This is a genomic window from Pseudoalteromonas sp. UBA2102, from assembly GCF_002331165.1.
In the GTDB taxonomy this organism is placed as follows: domain Bacteria; phylum Pseudomonadota; class Gammaproteobacteria; order Enterobacterales; family Alteromonadaceae; genus Pseudoalteromonas; species Pseudoalteromonas atlantica.
Genome location: NZ_DCYU01000055.1, coordinates 568 through 16,886, shown reverse-complemented (window position 1 = coordinate 16,886; position 16,319 = coordinate 568). Strand labels below are relative to the sequence as shown.

The following is a 16,319-nucleotide window of genomic DNA, read 5'->3' as shown; positions in this document are numbered from 1 at the left end:
AAAATCTCTTTTGGTATAAAGACGGTTAGTCTGCTTAGAGCGATAACCGGACATTGATAATTGCGCTATATAAGTCGCTATTACTCAAGTGATACTGTGATAAGTCTTTCTCTTTTTTATATAATAAAATAACTTAACTCAGCATAATATTTATGATTGGCACTAACTTATACTATTTGCTATTAATAGAAGCTCATAAAATAAGGACGTTTTCACGCTAAAATAGGGAAAGTGTCCTCTGATAAAGCTGTTAGTTTACAAAAAGGATTTTGGTAGTGTTTGAAAGTATTGCGATCTATTCAGGGTTAATTGCAACAATCTGGATCTTCATTGGTGTTTATGTTGCGAGCCGATTTTATAATGGTTACAGCCATTCTAAACAATTTTGTAGTGAGTTAGGCGCAACAGGCAGCCCAACAGAAAAATTGTCTCCCTTAATTAATAATTACCCTCTAGGCTTTTTCTTTTGCTTTTTCGGTTGGTATTTGGCGCAGCTAACAAGCGTTTCAATTTTAGTAAATATTGCGGGTTGGTTAGTTATAGCTCATGGCATTGGTACATGGGTAGCAGGGTACTTTCCTATGGACGCTGATCCATTTACTAAAAATCCAACTTTTAATTGTAAGGTACACTCTTGGGCTGGTTTTATTATGTTATTGTCGCTAGTTGTAGCACCAATATTAGTAGCTATAAGTCCAACAACAGAAATTATCCCACTATATTTCCGTATTTTTTCAGTTGTCTCTGTTATCGCTGCTGTTTATTATCTATTTGCTATGGCTAAAGCCTTAAAATCTCAAAGTAACCCTGGAATTCATCAACGTATTTCTTATGGTTTTCAGCTAATTTGGCTAAGTGCCTTTTCATTAGTGTTAGCGTAATTGTAAACTAACAAGCTGTTAAACAAGGACAAAAAACAGTTGGTTTTTGCTCCTTCGTCGCTAATTTTAACCAACTATTTTTTTGCCTGTTAACAGGGCGTTACGTGTCAAATAAGGGTGGCGTTAACCTATGAAGGATGAGAAGTATCAAAGAAGCATTGGCTTACAATGCCCCACTTGCGGTTGCACTGACTATGAGTATGAGCAAGGCGTTGATGAAACTATTGAGCTTGCTAAATGTGCGTCTTGTGGCCGTGAACTTACAAAGGATGAGTTAGTTCATGAGAACAGTGAAAATATTCAAGAGCATGTTTCTGAGATAGGTAAGAAAGTTACTGAAGATCTAGCAAAGGAGCTGAAAGCTTCGCTAAAAGAAGCCTTTAGGGGCAGCAAAAATATAAGGATTAAGTAATGCCAGTAACAGTTGATGCCGGTGACATTATTGCTGGTCTTGCACTATTAATGTCAGCTTATGCAACCTGGCGTACCACAAGCTTTAATGAAAAACAGAAATCCCTTATCGAAAGCCAAGAAAAGCTAAATAACCTTTTGCTCGAGAAAGAAGAAAGCGAAGCTGTTAGTGGCAAAAAGGCCGATTTGGGTGCATCGTTTGTAAAGCTCGGCAGCAACAAGCACCGGCTGAAGATTTGGAATAAGGGTAGTGCTACTGCAAGGAATATCAGGTTAGAGTTTCCCGAAGGCAATGATGTACTTATACAATCCGATGTAGATGAAAAGTTTCCCTTAGAATCTATGGAAAAATTTCAGTCTGTAGAGTTGATCGCATCTGTTCATATGGGAACTAAAAGTAAGCACGTTATTCGTATAGTTTGGGAAGATGACTCGGAAAACCATAATGAAAAGCTCGTATATCCCACGCTGTAAACACGTAACAAGCGCGTCAATTAGGACGCTAGCAAGCTAACGCTTATTAAGCGGGCGTTATGCGATTTTTCAATGGTTCAGCTTTTAAGTAGAAGGATTATATAAGTTAATGACTAACTCGAATGAACTATATGCCCGCGATGATTTTGTTGCATGCGGCTGGAACTATGATGTAGCGGTTGAAAATCATTATGGGTACTCCTCTGTTATGCGAAGCCTTGAAGAGAGTGCTAAGGAAAAGTTAGAGTCAGGGTTAGAGGAGCAAGGAAAAATCCTGAGCTTATTAAGTCGTTCTGCCTCAATGATGCTTTCTCCTACCAGCTTGAATGAACCTTTCAAGCCTTACTTTCAAGACTTCCAAGCAGGAAGACGATCACCGCTTCCGGAAGACTTTACTGAAGCCGAACTGCAGTTTTTTGATGAAATTCTGGAAGATATTGCAGAGCCATGGCTAAAGTCACGGTTAGCGGATTTACTATGGTTATGTAAAAAACCTAGAAATCCAGATTATGCCAAAACAGCAATTGATTCGTATACTTCTCATGGTTTGGATTCTGACACATGGCATCGTGATGTAAACGATTGCTGGGAAAGGGCCGCAAGACTTTGTATGCAACTAAGAGAGTTTGATCGACTTGATGTAATCAAGAATCAACTATTCGCTGCATTTAGACTTGAGCATTCGAATTGTAAGTTCATGACCTTATGGCTTGCTGAGTTGATGGATAAGCTCAATATTGATTCTGATTTCAAAGACGATATCGCCTCTACGCTATTTAATAGTGGAAACGATTTAGTGGATTTGGGTGACTTTAATTCTGCTAGATCTTATTACGAGTTGTCGGCCAAGAAATACAAACAATCTGATGATGAAAATGGATGGCTAGAATCTCTTGTTGCTCTAGCTGATTGCTTTGAGAGAGAGGCAGACTCTAGGGCTGCTGGCAGTAATATGGTTGCAAACTCATTCTATGAAAATGCAATACAGGCCTATCGACGTATTCCTACAAAGCATCGTGACGGTTTTAACGTCAGCGAAATAATCGATGGTATTCGAAGGAAAATATCAGTAACAGGAAAGGAATCTTTAGGTGAAATGGGTTTGGTTAAAACCCCAGGAGTAGATCTATCAGATACTATTGAAGCGTCCAAATCCCATGTATCTGGAAAACAGTCAGTTGAAGAGGTATTAATCTACTTTGCAGGGCTGTCCTCTGGCCCAAATTACAATGCCTTACGTTCAGGTGCTCAAGAAAGTATGCAGGATGACCCAATAAGTAGTTTATTCGGCTCCACGCAAATGAGTAGCGATGGACGTGTTGTTGGGAAAACTCCACCGATGAACCTTAATGCAGGTGAGGGTGACCAAGATAACGAGACTGTGTTAAACAGGCAGGTTCAGCAACACTTTGGAATAGAGACTCAATTAGTAGTAGAGGGGCAAATATTACCTGCATTGCGACAGATCTTAATGGAGCATAGAGTGACAAAGGAGCTATTACAGGCTCTTTGTCATCATTCTCCAATTGTCCCTGAAGACCGTACATATCTCCTAGGGCATGCTTTGTGGTTAGGCTTTGAACATGATTTTGGAAGTTCTATTCATTTGCTATGTCCTCAAGTTGAGCACATCGTTCGTATGAAATTAAAAGAAGCTGGTGCTCACACTAGCAACATAGACCGAGATGGTATTGAGCATGAAAACGGTCTCAGTACATTAATTGAACTCCCTCAAGCTTCTCAGGTTTTCGGAGAAGACTTATGTTTTGAGTTAAAAAGTATATTTACTGACTCTCAGGGGGCGAACTTAAGAAATGAAGCTGCTCACGGTTTATTAAGTGATAATTCTTCATCATCAATATCAACTGTGTACGCATGGTGGATGATCCTCAGAATTGTTGTCCACTCCTGAGTCGGGGCAAATGGAGCTCACGAAGAGGAAGTTAATGAGCCTTCCTGTATTCAAGGCGCATAACATGTTGCTGCACTCGAAAAAATTACTCGCTACGCTCCCAATTTTCCGGTGAGCAAGGCGTTATGCATAGCAAGGAGTAGGCTTGGTTCATATCGAAAGCCCCACAGCAATAATTGTCACCGTAGGGCTTTTAATAGTCTTCATGTTCTTCGGCTTCAATCTATTCATGATGGTTTTAGAAAGAAAAATTTCTTTTTCTGAATTAGAACAGTTAAAAAAACAGTTATCTGCAATGCTTAGCAAAACTAAGAACCCTAAAGAATATAAGCTAGCAAGGCTCTATTTATGGGGTAGCATTTTAACTCTTGTCGGGTTTATGGCTTATTTGGAGCTTGGCTATGCATAACAAAGCAATTAATTTCGCACCTGCTGTGCCGGACACAAACTCGCTGGCTGTGCTCGTGCCTCGCTATTTTAGCCAACAAGTTTGCGCTGTTTATTCGCGGCGTTATACGTTTAGGGAGGTTTGGTGAACGGAATCTGTGCTTTATGCCATAAATCGGAAAAACTGATAGATAGCCATTTTATGCCTAAAGCTGTTTACCGAACTATTAGTAAGGGGTTCCCTGAACACGGAGAGAACATCGTTTGGATTTCAGGGCATGAAAAATCTGCAGCCTACACCTCAAAGCAAGCAAAGAAACACTTACTTTGCGCCAATTGTGAAGCTGCCTTTTCTAAAAATGGTGAAGATAAAGTTCTCCCTTTTATGGCTAAACCTAATGGCTTTAAATTGGCGACAAAGATAAAAAAGTTTAAAAAACTATCGGGTGTAAAAGATGAGGTTTGGTATTTCCCCTCTAGTGATGACTACGCTTTAGGTTTTTTGTATTTTGCTGTCAGCATTGCTTGGAGGTTATCATCTACGGATTGGAGCAATTATGGGATGCCGGAGACAAAAAACTCAATACGTGATGAGAGTATGTTGTCTTTCTCTAAATTTTTACTTGGAGAAACAAAACGTCCGAGTAATACATTTTTAGCCGTATACGTAGACAATCAAAAAGTTGATACACCGTCAATGGGATTTCCAACCGTTAAAAATCATACTGGTTATCAGCATATTGTGTTTAATATCCCAGGATTAAAATTTAGTTTGTTAGCTGGTAACGATCCTGGAGCAGGAATTCTAGAAACGTTTTCGCCTAATAAAACGAATGTATATTTCGTAAGTCGAAGTTTAAAAACACACCCAGATTATAATTTTGTTGCTGATTTTCTAAAAACTAAAGCTGTAGCTAAAGGGCGATTAGCAAAAGAGTTCAGTGCAAAAAACGTATAACAAGTGACTATGGTTACGACCGTCCACTCATGGCACTTTGGAGAAGTTCGGCTTTGAGCGATAACCGGTCATTGAGGATGGCTAAATTTAGGGCTAATTAATAGATAAAGTTGTGTCGTTTATTCATATAGTCAAGCAAACGAGCAACGCGTATATCCTACATTTAAATTTATTTAAAATCTTGAAATACCCTCGGTTATTTGTTGGAATGTGGATAGATGAGCTTGAAGTCAGCAAAAATATGCGTGATGAGCGCACTATTAAATTGTTAGGCGTTGCTGAACAAGGAGAGATATTCAATGGCTTTTGCCCTCGCACCAGATCAAGAAAATGCTTACCCATCACTCATTACGGCATTGTGCGCGCGCGATGCGTATACTAGAGGCCATTGTGACCGCGTCTGTGCGCTTGCGTTGGAAGTGGGGCGTGCGGCCGATTTGAGTGCCCCCTCATTAGATGACTTGCGTATTGCCAGTCAATTACACGACGTGGGTAAGATTGGAGTTCGTGATACTGTTCTCTCGAAGCCTGGAAAGCTCACACCTGATGAAAGGGAAGAGATAAAGGCTCACTCGGTTATCGGTGAGAGAATAATTAGTGAGACATTCCTGACAAACAGAGACGAGGTCGCGTCTATTGTCAGACATCATCATGAAGCATTTGATGGAAGCGGATACCCAGACGGACTGGCTGGTGCCGATATTCCCCTGAGTAGTCGAATACTTTCGATCATTGATGCGTATGATGCACTGACGACTAGCAGGCCATACCGCATGGCTAAATCGCACCTTGAAACTATGAATATCTTGAAGCATGAAGTGGACACGAAGTTTGATCCAAATATTTTTTTGTTGTTTACAAAAGTCATAAAGGCCAGTTCGGCACGTGCCTCGTAAACGCTCGTTCCTAGAATACGGTGAACGCTGCCTAAAAAGTCTCTGCAGATGACATTTGATCCGCCACCCACTTTTTTGCTAACGCAAAAGCAGGCGTTGTCTCAAATGCACCTGAGCTCAGGCGTTGCTAATGTCTGCAAATGGCACAAATGCGACTATCAGAGAAAATTGAGTCATTAATAAGCTCAAATCAACGTTTTAATCTCTAAAGTGATAGCTTCTTGTTAAGTTAAGAAAAGGATAGAACTTGGTTTCATGTTGGCAGTCTGTTGATCGTGCGCTTTACGTCCTAAGACACTTTACTCTTAGGCGTTATAGCCATATTTGAGCCTGTTTACGGTATTTTTAATTAATTCACGGCCAGCTATTGTATCTATAAATGTTAAAGGTTTTTTAGAGTCGAATTGGAGTGACGAGGTATTTAACCAAATATTAAAACGTTCTATATTTTCAAAGTAATCAAGACAAAAAGAGCAGACTTTTGCAATTTCAAATGCATTTTCACTTAAAGTGGTATTTAAGGGCTTTAATTCTTTTTTATAGCGTACATATGAGCTCTTGCTAGTTCTAATAGCTGAAGAAAATGCTCGTATATCCCAGCCTAGCTCTATCCTTAAACGTTCAGCATTTTTGATATCTACACCTTGATGTATAAAGTTAATTTGTTCTAGATGACTAGATTTTTCACTGATATTTCTATTGCTTAAAATCTCTGTAAGGTCTATTTGTTTATGAATTTCAGAGAAGTTATACATAGCAACACCTTAAATTAAATTATGTTTCCTCGTGTAACTGAAATCGATGTTACCTGTAGAGGTCTACTTGAGATAAATTCAAGCGTATTTACCGCAATTCACTTAACCCCAAAGCAATAGCCTCTTGCTGAAAGCGGCCTGATATATTAATTATTCGCTCATAGGCACCGGTTAAAAAATGTTCCTCTGTCGTTTCAGGCCTATTGCTCATAACTGGCTGATCAAAAATATCAGCAAAGTAATCAAAATCAACCTGAGCTTTGGAAGTTTTTTTACTTTGTCTATTAAAAGTAATAACGCTTGAATTTGTATCAACAATGTTATCTTTAGCAGGAGTTTCAATCTTTTCAAACTTAACTACATCAGCTTCAAATGGAACATCTTGTTTAACTCTATACGCATACTCTAAAAGCTTAGGTTCGGCGGGCATGTACATAATAGCTTCTTGGTTCTTAGAGTTTGTTACTCTCAGTATACGGCCCAATATTTGCCTAAAATGCATTTCTGTTTTTGTGTTTGTAAGGTGGCAGCAAACCTGCAAACGAGGGATGTTTGTACCTTCGCTAATCATGCCCACAGAAATAATCCACTTAGTTTGTGCATACCTAAACTGCTGAATAATACTTGTAGGTTCATTTTCTCGGTAGGTTACAACAGTGCTATCCTCGTCAAAGTGAGTTCGCATTAACATAGAGATTTGATGGGCATGCTCAACAGACGATGTAACAATCAACCCCGCTGCATCGGGGTTTTTCAATCTGATTGAAGCCAGCTTCTTTTGAGCTGAAGAAATCATGTATTTTATCACCGCTTCATTTTCAATAACCTCTTGATAAGAAACGCTAGAGTCGTTTAATAACGCTTTAAAGCAGTTAAATGTTTTGGTTTCAGCGTCATCTACAACTGTAATGCGGCTATTATCAACTGCTACTATTTGTGGAACCCGACAAACATTATCTCCAATAGCCTCAGAAAGCCCGTAAACGTAATCACACGCTATTTTATTGTTAGGCTGCTGATATGATGAAAGAACAATAGGAGCAGCGTCAGAGCGCCAGGGAGTGCCTGTTAAGGCTAATGTATACTGTGCTTTATTTTGAATGTTAAGTATTATCTGCTCACCCCATGCATTTGCATTGTCAATATTAGAGCCAGCACAATGATGAATTTCATCAAATATTACAAAAACACGATATCGTTCAAATAGCTGCCAAAAGTGCACATCTAAATACTGTAAGCTTTGATAGGTTAAAGCTCTACCTTTAGCGCCAATAAGCCCATCAAATCGTTCATTCGTTTTTAGCTGTAAGCTTTCCTTAAAGTCTTGAGAAACAATAGACGACGGTGAAAAACAAATAATCACATCGACCATATTATTTTTTAATAACTGGTTAGCTAATTCCGAAGCCATTAAGGTTTTACCCGCCCCAGGAGTTGCCAAGGCTAAAAAGTGGCTATTGCCGCTCTGGTATTGTGTAAGCGCTAAATTAATACACTCGGCTTGCCATAGTCTTAGTTTCATATTTTCTCTAATGCTTCGTTTTGCTTCATTAAGCCTTCAATCGCTCTAATCTTGCCAAGTATTCTTGTATTGTTGTCTCTCGCTTTGTTGTATTGTGGCTGAAGTTCATCTACTAATTCGGGTGACTCCAAATAAAGCTCTTTGTATGCCTCAGATTCCCCCATATTCAATAATAGCTCGGCTTTATAATGATTTAACTTACTAAGTAATAGCGCGTGCTTATCATCTGCCTTTTCTGTAGTTCCAATAGGTATTGCACTAGCTAGCTGAGTAATTACCTCAACGTTAAAGCTTTCTGTTTTATTGAATCGCGTAAATCCTTTTTTATTTGATAACATTTTTTTCAGCCAGCCTTTTTTAACAAGCTTGATCAATTCGGCATATATACTTCGCCTAACTGCTGTAGGTACCAAAGAAGAATCACTTTTTAATGCTAAGTACGCCGAGCGTACATCGCTTGTTGTAAAGTTATCAAAATTTGGTGCAACAATAATTTGAGCTACGAGAGGGTCAAATTTCAAAGTAAATCCTAATAAACTTCTTATAATAATGGGTATTATAGGGCGTGGTAGTTAAGCCCTCAACATGAAAATCTAATCATTTTGCCTTGAGGAAAACCAGGTGAGTGATTTAGTTAAACATTTTGGTGAAAAGCTACGAGAAAAACGCAAAGAAGCAGGCTACTCGCAAGAAGGTTTTGCCGCCTATGTAGGTATAGAGCGCGGAAATTACGGAAAAATGGAAAGAGGAAATGTTAATATTAAACTCGAAACCTTATATAAATTAGTAAACGCATTAAATTGCGAGTTCGAAGAGATACTACCGGCAAGGCAAAAGTATAAAATTGACCTAGATTAACCAAAAACTACTTGGTACTAATATATTATTAATTTTTTAATTAATTAGGGTATATTAATCACTATTACCTCAGGAATATAAATAAGCGAGTGAGTTGCTTTAAGCAAAAAAATCATCTCAAACTCACTGGCTAACAAGGACTTAATTTACATGTTTGAACAAACATTTAAAAATATCGACGACATTTTCCATAAAGACGCAGGCTGCTCTAGTGAGCTAGACTACACCGAGCAATCGTCGTGGATGCTATTTTTAAAATACCTTGATGACTTAGAGTTTACAAAGTCTCAAGAAGCCGAATTGATGGCAGAAGAATACCAATACATTATTGAAGAGAAGTACCGCTGGAGTTCGTGGGCTGCGCCTAAAACCGCTAATGATGAGTTTGATCACGATAACGCCTTAACCGGCAGCGACTTAATGGATTTTGTTGATGGCGAGCTTTTCCCCTATCTTAAAGGCTTTAAACTACGTGCCAAAGGCCCTGACACCATTGAATATAAAATTGGTGAAATCTTTAGCGAGATCAAAAATAAAATTCAAAGTGGCTACTCACTGCGTGATGCGCTCGAAAAAGTAGACGAATTACGCTTTCGCTCACAAGAAGAAAAGCATGAGCTTTCACACCTGTACGAAGTAAAAATTAAAAACATGGGCAACGCTGGCCGCAACGGGGGAGAATACTACACACCACGCCCATTAATTCGTGCGATGATCGATATATTACAGCCACAAATTGGCGAAACCATATACGACGGTGCAGCAGGTTCGGCAGGCTTCTTATGTGAAGCCTACGATTACCTTCGCCAAGGTGGTGTCAGCAAAAAGCAGCTTTCAACCAGCGATTTAAAAACCCTGCAACAAAGCACCTTTTACGCCAAAGAGAAAAAGTCTTTGGCTTACGTTATCGCCATTATGAACATGATTCTACATGGCATCGAAGCACCTAACGTTATTCATACCAATACCCTAGGCGAAAATCTACAAGACATTACCCCAAGCAACCAGCACGATATTGTATTAGCTAACCCGCCGTTTGGTGGTAAAGAGCGCAAAGAAGTTCAGCAAAACTTCCCAATCAAAACCGGTGAAACCGCCTTCTTGTTTTTGCAGCACTTTATCAAAATGCTCAAGCCTGGTGGCCGCGCTGCCATTGTGATTAAAAACACCTTTTTATCGAATACCGATAACGCCGCCATTGCCTTGCGTAAAGAGCTATTAGAAAACTGCAACTTACACACCGTACTCGATTGCCCAGCAAAAACCTTCTTAGGCGCTGGGGTTAAAACCGTGGTGTTGTTTTTCACTAAAGGCGAACCAACACAAAAAACATGGTTCTACCAGCTAGACCCTGGCCGCAGCTTGGGTAAAACCAATCCGCTAAACGACACCGACTTAAAAGAGTTTATCGAGTTACAAAAAGGCTTTGAAGACAGTGCTAAATCTTGGTCATTGGCTACAACTGAACTTGATGATGCAACATGGGATTTATCGGCTAAAAACCCGAATCAAGCGGAAGAAGTGCCACTGCGTGAGCCGCAAGCCATTATTGAAGAAATCATCGCGCTGGATAAAGAGAGTGAAGCGATTCTGGGTAAGATTCAGGAGTTGTTGTGATGGGGTGGTCCATATCTAAAATGAGTGAAGTCACTAATATTATAAGTGGTGGCACACCTAAAAGCGGTATTTCCGACTATTGGTTTGGTGATGTTAAGTGGATTACGCCGAAAGATATGGGGAAAATCACTGGTATTTATGTCTCTGAAACAGGTAGAAACATCACTCAACTAGGGCTAGATAAATCTTCAGCTAAGCTAATTCCTGAAAACTCGGTAATTCTCTCAACCCGAGCACCTATTGGCTACCTAGCTATTAATACAGTTCCTATGGCAACGAACCAAGGTTGTCGGGGTTTGGTACCTAAAAATACTTTAGACACTAAGTTTTTGTATTATTTTTTATTGAAGAGTGTCTCATTATTAAATGATTTAGGAAGTGGAACTACTTTTAAAGAGCTATCTAAAACTGCTTTAGAGAAAGTAGAAATACCGCACCCTGAGATTACCGAACAAAAACACATCGTGGCTATTCTCGAGCAAGCCTTTGCCGATATAGAACAAGCCCGCGCCAAGACCGAGCAAAACCTCAAAAATGCCCGTGAGCTGTTTGAAAGCTACTTGCAGCAAGTATTTAGCCAGCATGGTGATGATTGGGGAGTTAAGAAAATTGCTGAAATCGCTGAAACATGTTTGGGAAAAATGCTTGATAAAAAGAAAAATAAAGGCAATCCAAAGCCATATTTAAGAAATCAAAATGTTCAGTGGTTTAATATAAATACAGATGATCTTCTTGAAATGCGTTTTGAGGATAGTGAGTATGAAAGATATGCTATTAAAAAAGGAGACTTGGTAATTTGTGAAGGTGGTTATCCAGGGCGTGGAGCTATTTGGGAGCAAGATGAAGATATCTTTTTCCAAAAAGCCTTGCATAGAATACGTTGTCATAATCCACTCTATAATCGCTGGGTTTTATACTATTTATATCTGAGCGATTGTAATGGCACTCTAAAAAACAGTTTTACTGGGGCTGGTATCCAACATTTTACAGGGAAGTCTCTAAAGCAATTAGCCTTGCCGATTCCACCGGTTGAATTAACCGAGAAGTTTGTGCGCAATTTTGATGAGTTATTTAATCACGTAATAAGCTTGGAACATGTATATCATAATAAATTGAAGTCAATTGACCAACTAAAAAAATCCATCCTACAAAAAGCCTTTTCTGGCGAGCTAACCAAGGCGCTTGAGGTTGATACAAACAAAGGAGCAGTGGCCTAATGTCACAAGCAAGGACGCGTAACGAAGCCGATACCAGAGCGGATTTAATTGATCCTAAGTTAGTTGCTGCGGGTTGGGGTGAAGTTGATAACAGCTTTATTCGCCGCGAGCTTATTTGCCCTGGCCAAATTATGGCGGGTGGCAAACGCGCTAATAAAGTCCCATGTGATTATGTGCTGGTGTACAAAGGTCGTAAGCTTGCGGCAGTAGAAGCAAAAAAAGAAAGCCTGATATACAGCGAAGGTGTACGCCAAGCGAAAGACTATGCACAACGCCTGCAATGCCGTATTGCTTATGCCACTAACGGCCATGATATTTACCAGATTGATATGCTTACAGGCATTGAGGAGCTGGTAGATGAATACCTGTCACCGCAAGCGCTATGGGATTTAACCTTTGAGCAAAAAGGCGATACGCCAGAAGCGGATTATACGACAGCTTGGCGTGATGCGTTCTCTACTATTCCCTTTGAGTCTAAAGGCGATTGGGCACCCCGTTATTATCAAGAAAACGCCATTCATAATGCTCTTGAAGCCATTGCCCAAGGTAAAAATCGCATACTGCTGACATTGGCTACCGGCACGGGTAAAACCTGTATTGGCTTTCAAACCGCTTGGAAGTTATTTCAAACCCGTTGGAGTTTAACCGCGCAGAAAGATATAAGCCTTGCCAGAAAACGCCCCCGTATTTTATTTTTGGCCGACCGTAATATTTTAGCCAACCAAGCGTTTAACGATTTTGGCTCATTTGGTGAAGACGCCATTGTGCGTATCACTCCTGAAGATATTCGTAAACGAGGCGGCGTTCCTAAAAACGCTAGTGTGTTTTTTACAATTTTTCATACTCTTATGTGTGGGCCTAAAACCGAATTAAAAGAAACTACAACAGAAGAAGATGATAATACGCCAATAAAAAAGGCAGAAAACCCGTATTACGAGCAATACCCAGCTGACTTTTTTGATTTAATTATTATTGATGAATGTCACCGTGGTGGCGCAAATGATGAAAGTGCTTGGCGTGATATTCTTAATTACTTTGCCCCTGCTGTGCAACTGGGTTTAACCGCAACACCCAAACGCACCGATAATGCCGACACCTATGGTTACTTTGGCGAGCCTGTTTACAGCTATACTTTAAAAGAAGGCATTAACGATGGCTTTTTAACGCCATTTAAAGTGTTACCAATCGTTGGCACTATGGATGAGTACAAGTATATAGAGGGGGATGGTGTTGTTGTAAAAGGCGATCCTGAGCCCGGTAAACTGTATAAAGAAGGTGACTTTAACCGCATTATTACCATACCTCAGCGCGAAGAGCGCCGTGTACACTATTGGATGGATCGCTTTAATCCTAAAGAAAAAACCATCGTGTTTTGTGCAACACAAGTTCATGCCGGTATGGTGCGCGATTTTATTAATCAGTATGCAGTTAAAAAGGGCTGGACTACCAACACTAACTATTGTGTTCGTGTTACCGCTAACGATGGCGTAGCGGGTGAAAACGACTTAAAAACCTTTTGTGATAACGAAAAAACCATTCCGACAATTTTAACCACCTCACGCAAACTCTCTACCGGCGTTGATGCGCGTAACGTACGTAACATTGTGCTCATGCGCCTTTGTAACAATATGATTGAGTTTAAACAGATTATAGGCCGAGGAACCCGCACATACGATGGCAAAGACTATTTTACCATTTACGACTTTGTAAAAGCGCACCATAACTTTGCTGATCCTGCTTGGGATGGTGAGCCAATACCCAGCGAAGTATGCCCTGAGTGCGGCACAACGCCGTGCCAATGTGAAGACACTGGCGGCGATGGAGCCGGTGAAAAGAAACCGTGCAAGGTGTGTGAACAAAAACTATGTATTTGTGAAAAGCCAGAGCCTGAAGGCTGTGAAAAATGCGGTGAAAGACCATGTGTATGCGAAAAGCTCGAAATAAAGCTCTCAGACGGCCGTACACGGCAAATTAAGCATATTTCCTCAGCAATGTACTGGAGCGCTGAAGGGAGGCCCATTACAGCTAAAGAGTTTGTTGAACGTATGTTTGACGACTTACCACGCTTTTTTGAAAATGAAGACCAACTACGCGAAATCTGGAGTGATCCAACCACTCGCGAAAAGCTATTAGAAGATTTAACCGAAGCGGGCTACGATAGCGAAAAACTCGATAGTATGAAAGCCGTAATTGATGCACAAGACAGCGATGTATACGATGTTTTATCCTACGTAGCGTATGCCTCAGAGGCACAAACACGGACTGAGCGAGCTCAACAAGCAAAACCTAAAATAAACTCTGCTTTTAGCGATTATAAACAACAAGAGTTTATAAACTTTATATTAAGTAAATACATTGAAGATGGCGTGCAAGAACTCGCACCTAAAAAAATGCGCAGTTTAGTAGAGCTTAAATACAACACCATTAACGACGCCGCCATTGAGTTTGGATCACCGACAGCGATACGCGATACGTTTATTGGTTTTCAGAAGTATTTGTATGCAAGGTAGTTAAATTATATAACTATCTGTAAGCGGAGGAACAACGAATTAACTTTCTCAAGTTGATGTCTCTGAGCTACTACATATAACAGGTTCAAATAAATACTGCTTTAATAGCGTTTACTCATACATTGATACTCAGAATATTATACTGTAGCCAACGCGTTTGAGCATAAGTTTCAATTTTCCTCAGGAATTTTTTAAATTCATTTAGCTATGCACTTACGTTATTTTGTTTATCGAATTTCTAATGACTAATTAAACATTTTCGTTTAAATCCAGACACATCATGATACCCATATCATTCTCTACTTAATTTGCTGTAATAGGGAATACTGTTGCACCCAGCCATAGCATAAAAGCAAGTTATAGATGTAATAGTTCAGTCTTAGTTTATAAAAATGAAAGTAAAAATGTATATTGTTAACTTTGTTTGAATTTAGGTGTTTTACATTTAGAATAGTAATAAATTACTAATAAACTAATTGAAGCCAATTCTTTAGGCTTTCTTTGTCTGGAAAAAAATGAAAAATTACGCTTATATTTGTTATGAACAAGCGGTTAGTGAAGCTGAAGTTGAACTAATAAATCAATTTTGGGAATTAGAGAAAGGTGAGAATATTAAATTTGCAAATAATGCTCAAAATGTATTTAAAGAATTTAAAAGCAAACTAGATAAGCCTTTGTCAATAATAAAAAGTAAAAGTAGCTGTACCAATGTTCATTCAGCATTTAACTGCGATAGCTGCAATAAAAAAAAACTATTTTCTACTCGTAAAGAGTGCATTGAGCAGTTTGAGTCTGAGCGATATGTGTGTAAAAGTTGCCTTGTTGAGTGCTATTTAAAAGATGGAAAATTAACAATAGAAAAGTTAGGTGAGTATATTGAGCAGAGGCTAAAGTCTGAAAGTGCAATTTCTTGTTTAACATATATCGAAAAACTATATTTATTTCTTCTACTTACACGGTTTAATGATGGCAATAAGGCGCCGATTAAGCATCATTACGATGCTCATTCAGAAACTCTCGGTTGCGAAGAAGCAGAAAAAAGAATGATGAAAAGCTTAATTTCCAAAGGTTTTTTAGTCCGCATCACTGAGCATGACTTTAGGGAGGCTCAAGCTCAAGGTCGTGAATCTATAAGATCTTTTCTAGGCGCTTGTTTGCATCTATTTATTCGCAAAGATAATATTTTATCTGAATTGCCAACTTATTCGACTTCATTCATCAACTCCTTTGGATTGTACTTACGCTACTCTGAGGAATATAGCTCAGTTAGCGAATTAACTAAGAGGTTATATGATGATATTTGCGCTCGCAAAGTTAGTAAGAATGATGTAGAGGAGATTCAAGAATTATTGGAAAAAAATAGGATATACAACATCCTGTTGATTATAGAAGACGCTTGTTGTGACTTTAAAGTTACAGTGCAAAAATCACTCCGTTTTGGGAATCTTTTACAGTACCTTGCCAAAAATTATTCATTACCGATTATTAGCTATGTTGTATACAAAGAAGCAAGAAATTTAAGTGCATATTTATATAACAGAAATATCCCCAGTTACATATCTGATAAACTTTTAACAAAGAGAATAGAAGAGTATTTAGACTTAATAAAAAGAAAGAATTACTCTGCTGTTTACACTCGTAGATTGCCTGAAAATATTAGAGTATCAGAAATGGAGGCTTTTTTTTGTAGGGAATTTAATGAAGATTGCTTTAACTGGTTTCATTTAACAAATGAGGAGGTTTTGGACTCCTGGATATCAGGTGCAACAATTGAGTTTAATGTTCCATCTTTACTAAGTTGAAGAGTACATTAAAATAGTACTTGTACTATTTATAAGTTGTTGTTTTTAATGTGAACTTTGTATTCATAGTATGTTTTATGGGGTTATAAAGCTAGGTCTGCATTTTCTGAGCGATCGCC

The 16,319-nt window shown here is 39.0% G+C and carries 15 protein-coding genes; 12 read left to right on the top strand and 3 right to left on the bottom strand.

The genetic code is table 11. The features are described from left to right. Positions 1 to 275 precede the first annotated feature (275 nt). The 7 genes from B2R65_RS06765 to B2R65_RS06735 all read left to right on the top strand — a co-directional run bounded on the left by B2R65_RS06765 (position 276) and on the right by B2R65_RS06735 (position 5,919). A complete protein-coding gene (locus B2R65_RS06765; RefSeq protein WP_286741740.1) occupies positions 276 to 881 on the top strand; it encodes a DUF998 domain-containing protein in 606 nt (201 codons plus the stop codon). 130 nt (positions 882 to 1,011) lie between these two features. Further along, positions 1,012 to 1,293, top strand: a complete 282-nt coding sequence (locus tag B2R65_RS06760; protein ID WP_024591672.1) for an ECs_2282 family putative zinc-binding protein — start codon at positions 1,012 to 1,014, stop codon at positions 1,291 to 1,293. Further along, entirely contained in the window at positions 1,293 to 1,766 is a 474-nt protein-coding gene (locus B2R65_RS06755) for a hypothetical protein (protein WP_024591671.1), read from the top strand. Before B2R65_RS06760 ends, B2R65_RS06755 begins: the two co-directional genes overlap by 1 nt. 109 nt (positions 1,767 to 1,875) lie before the next feature. Next, positions 1,876 to 3,678 carry a DUF4209 domain-containing protein gene (locus B2R65_RS06750; protein WP_286741739.1) on the top strand — a complete coding sequence of 601 codons (1,803 nt, stop codon included), beginning with the start codon at positions 1,876 to 1,878 and terminating at the stop codon, positions 3,676 to 3,678. A gap of 145 nt (positions 3,679 to 3,823) precedes the next feature. Further along, positions 3,824 to 4,087 (top strand): hypothetical protein, encoded by a 264-nt coding sequence (locus tag B2R65_RS06745; RefSeq protein ID WP_024591669.1) that lies wholly within the window; start codon positions 3,824 to 3,826, stop codon positions 4,085 to 4,087. Between the two features lie 123 nt (positions 4,088 to 4,210). Continuing rightward, on the top strand, positions 4,211 to 5,023 hold the full coding sequence (locus B2R65_RS06740) for a hypothetical protein (RefSeq protein WP_286741738.1): 813 nt from the start codon (positions 4,211 to 4,213) through the stop codon (positions 5,021 to 5,023). Positions 5,024 to 5,322: 299 nt separating this feature from the next. Continuing rightward, positions 5,323 to 5,919 (top strand): HD-GYP domain-containing protein, encoded by a 597-nt coding sequence (locus tag B2R65_RS06735; RefSeq protein WP_004589546.1) that lies wholly within the window; start codon positions 5,323 to 5,325, stop codon positions 5,917 to 5,919. A 305-nt stretch (positions 5,920 to 6,224) separates the two neighbouring features. On the opposite strand, the gene B2R65_RS06730 is transcribed toward B2R65_RS06735, so the two are convergent. The 3 genes from B2R65_RS06730 to B2R65_RS06720 form a co-directional block, all read right to left on the bottom strand. Beyond that, positions 6,225 to 6,674 (bottom strand): antitoxin Xre/MbcA/ParS toxin-binding domain-containing protein, encoded by a 450-nt coding sequence (locus B2R65_RS06730; RefSeq protein ID WP_024591389.1) that lies wholly within the window; start codon positions 6,672 to 6,674, stop codon positions 6,225 to 6,227. An 88-nt stretch (positions 6,675 to 6,762) separates the two neighbouring features. Further along, positions 6,763 to 8,196 carry a DEAD/DEAH box helicase gene (locus B2R65_RS06725; RefSeq protein ID WP_286741737.1) on the bottom strand — a complete coding sequence of 478 codons (1,434 nt, stop codon included), beginning with the start codon at positions 8,194 to 8,196 and terminating at the stop codon, positions 6,763 to 6,765. Beyond that, entirely contained in the window at positions 8,193 to 8,717 is a 525-nt protein-coding gene (locus B2R65_RS06720) for a hypothetical protein (RefSeq protein ID WP_286741736.1), read from the bottom strand. Before B2R65_RS06720 ends, B2R65_RS06725 begins: the two co-directional genes overlap by 4 nt. Before the next feature lie 100 nt (positions 8,718 to 8,817). Here B2R65_RS06720 and B2R65_RS06715 point away from each other — a divergent pair, with 100 nt between their 5' ends. From B2R65_RS06715 to B2R65_RS06695, 5 genes are all read left to right on the top strand, one after another. Further along, the gene (locus tag B2R65_RS06715; RefSeq protein WP_004588153.1) at positions 8,818 to 9,054 is read left to right on the top strand and encodes a helix-turn-helix domain-containing protein; all 237 of its coding nucleotides are present in this window, start codon (positions 8,818 to 8,820) and stop codon (positions 9,052 to 9,054) included. Between the two features lie 150 nt (positions 9,055 to 9,204). After that, positions 9,205 to 10,671 (top strand): class I SAM-dependent DNA methyltransferase, encoded by a 1,467-nt coding sequence (locus B2R65_RS06710; protein ID WP_182755360.1) that lies wholly within the window; start codon positions 9,205 to 9,207, stop codon positions 10,669 to 10,671. Continuing rightward, complete coding sequence (locus B2R65_RS06705; RefSeq protein ID WP_286741759.1) at positions 10,671 to 11,888, top strand: restriction endonuclease subunit S; 1,218 nt, start codon at positions 10,671 to 10,673, stop codon at positions 11,886 to 11,888. Before B2R65_RS06710 ends, B2R65_RS06705 begins: the two co-directional genes overlap by 1 nt. Further along, on the top strand, positions 11,888 to 14,398 hold the full coding sequence (gene hsdR / locus B2R65_RS06700) for an EcoAI/FtnUII family type I restriction enzme subunit R (RefSeq protein WP_286741735.1): 2,511 nt from the start codon (positions 11,888 to 11,890) through the stop codon (positions 14,396 to 14,398). Before B2R65_RS06705 ends, hsdR begins: the two co-directional genes overlap by 1 nt. Before the next feature lie 515 nt (positions 14,399 to 14,913). Further along, positions 14,914 to 16,200, top strand: a complete 1,287-nt coding sequence (locus tag B2R65_RS06695) for a hypothetical protein (protein ID WP_039490525.1) — start codon at positions 14,914 to 14,916, stop codon at positions 16,198 to 16,200. Positions 16,201 to 16,319 lie beyond the last annotated feature (119 nt).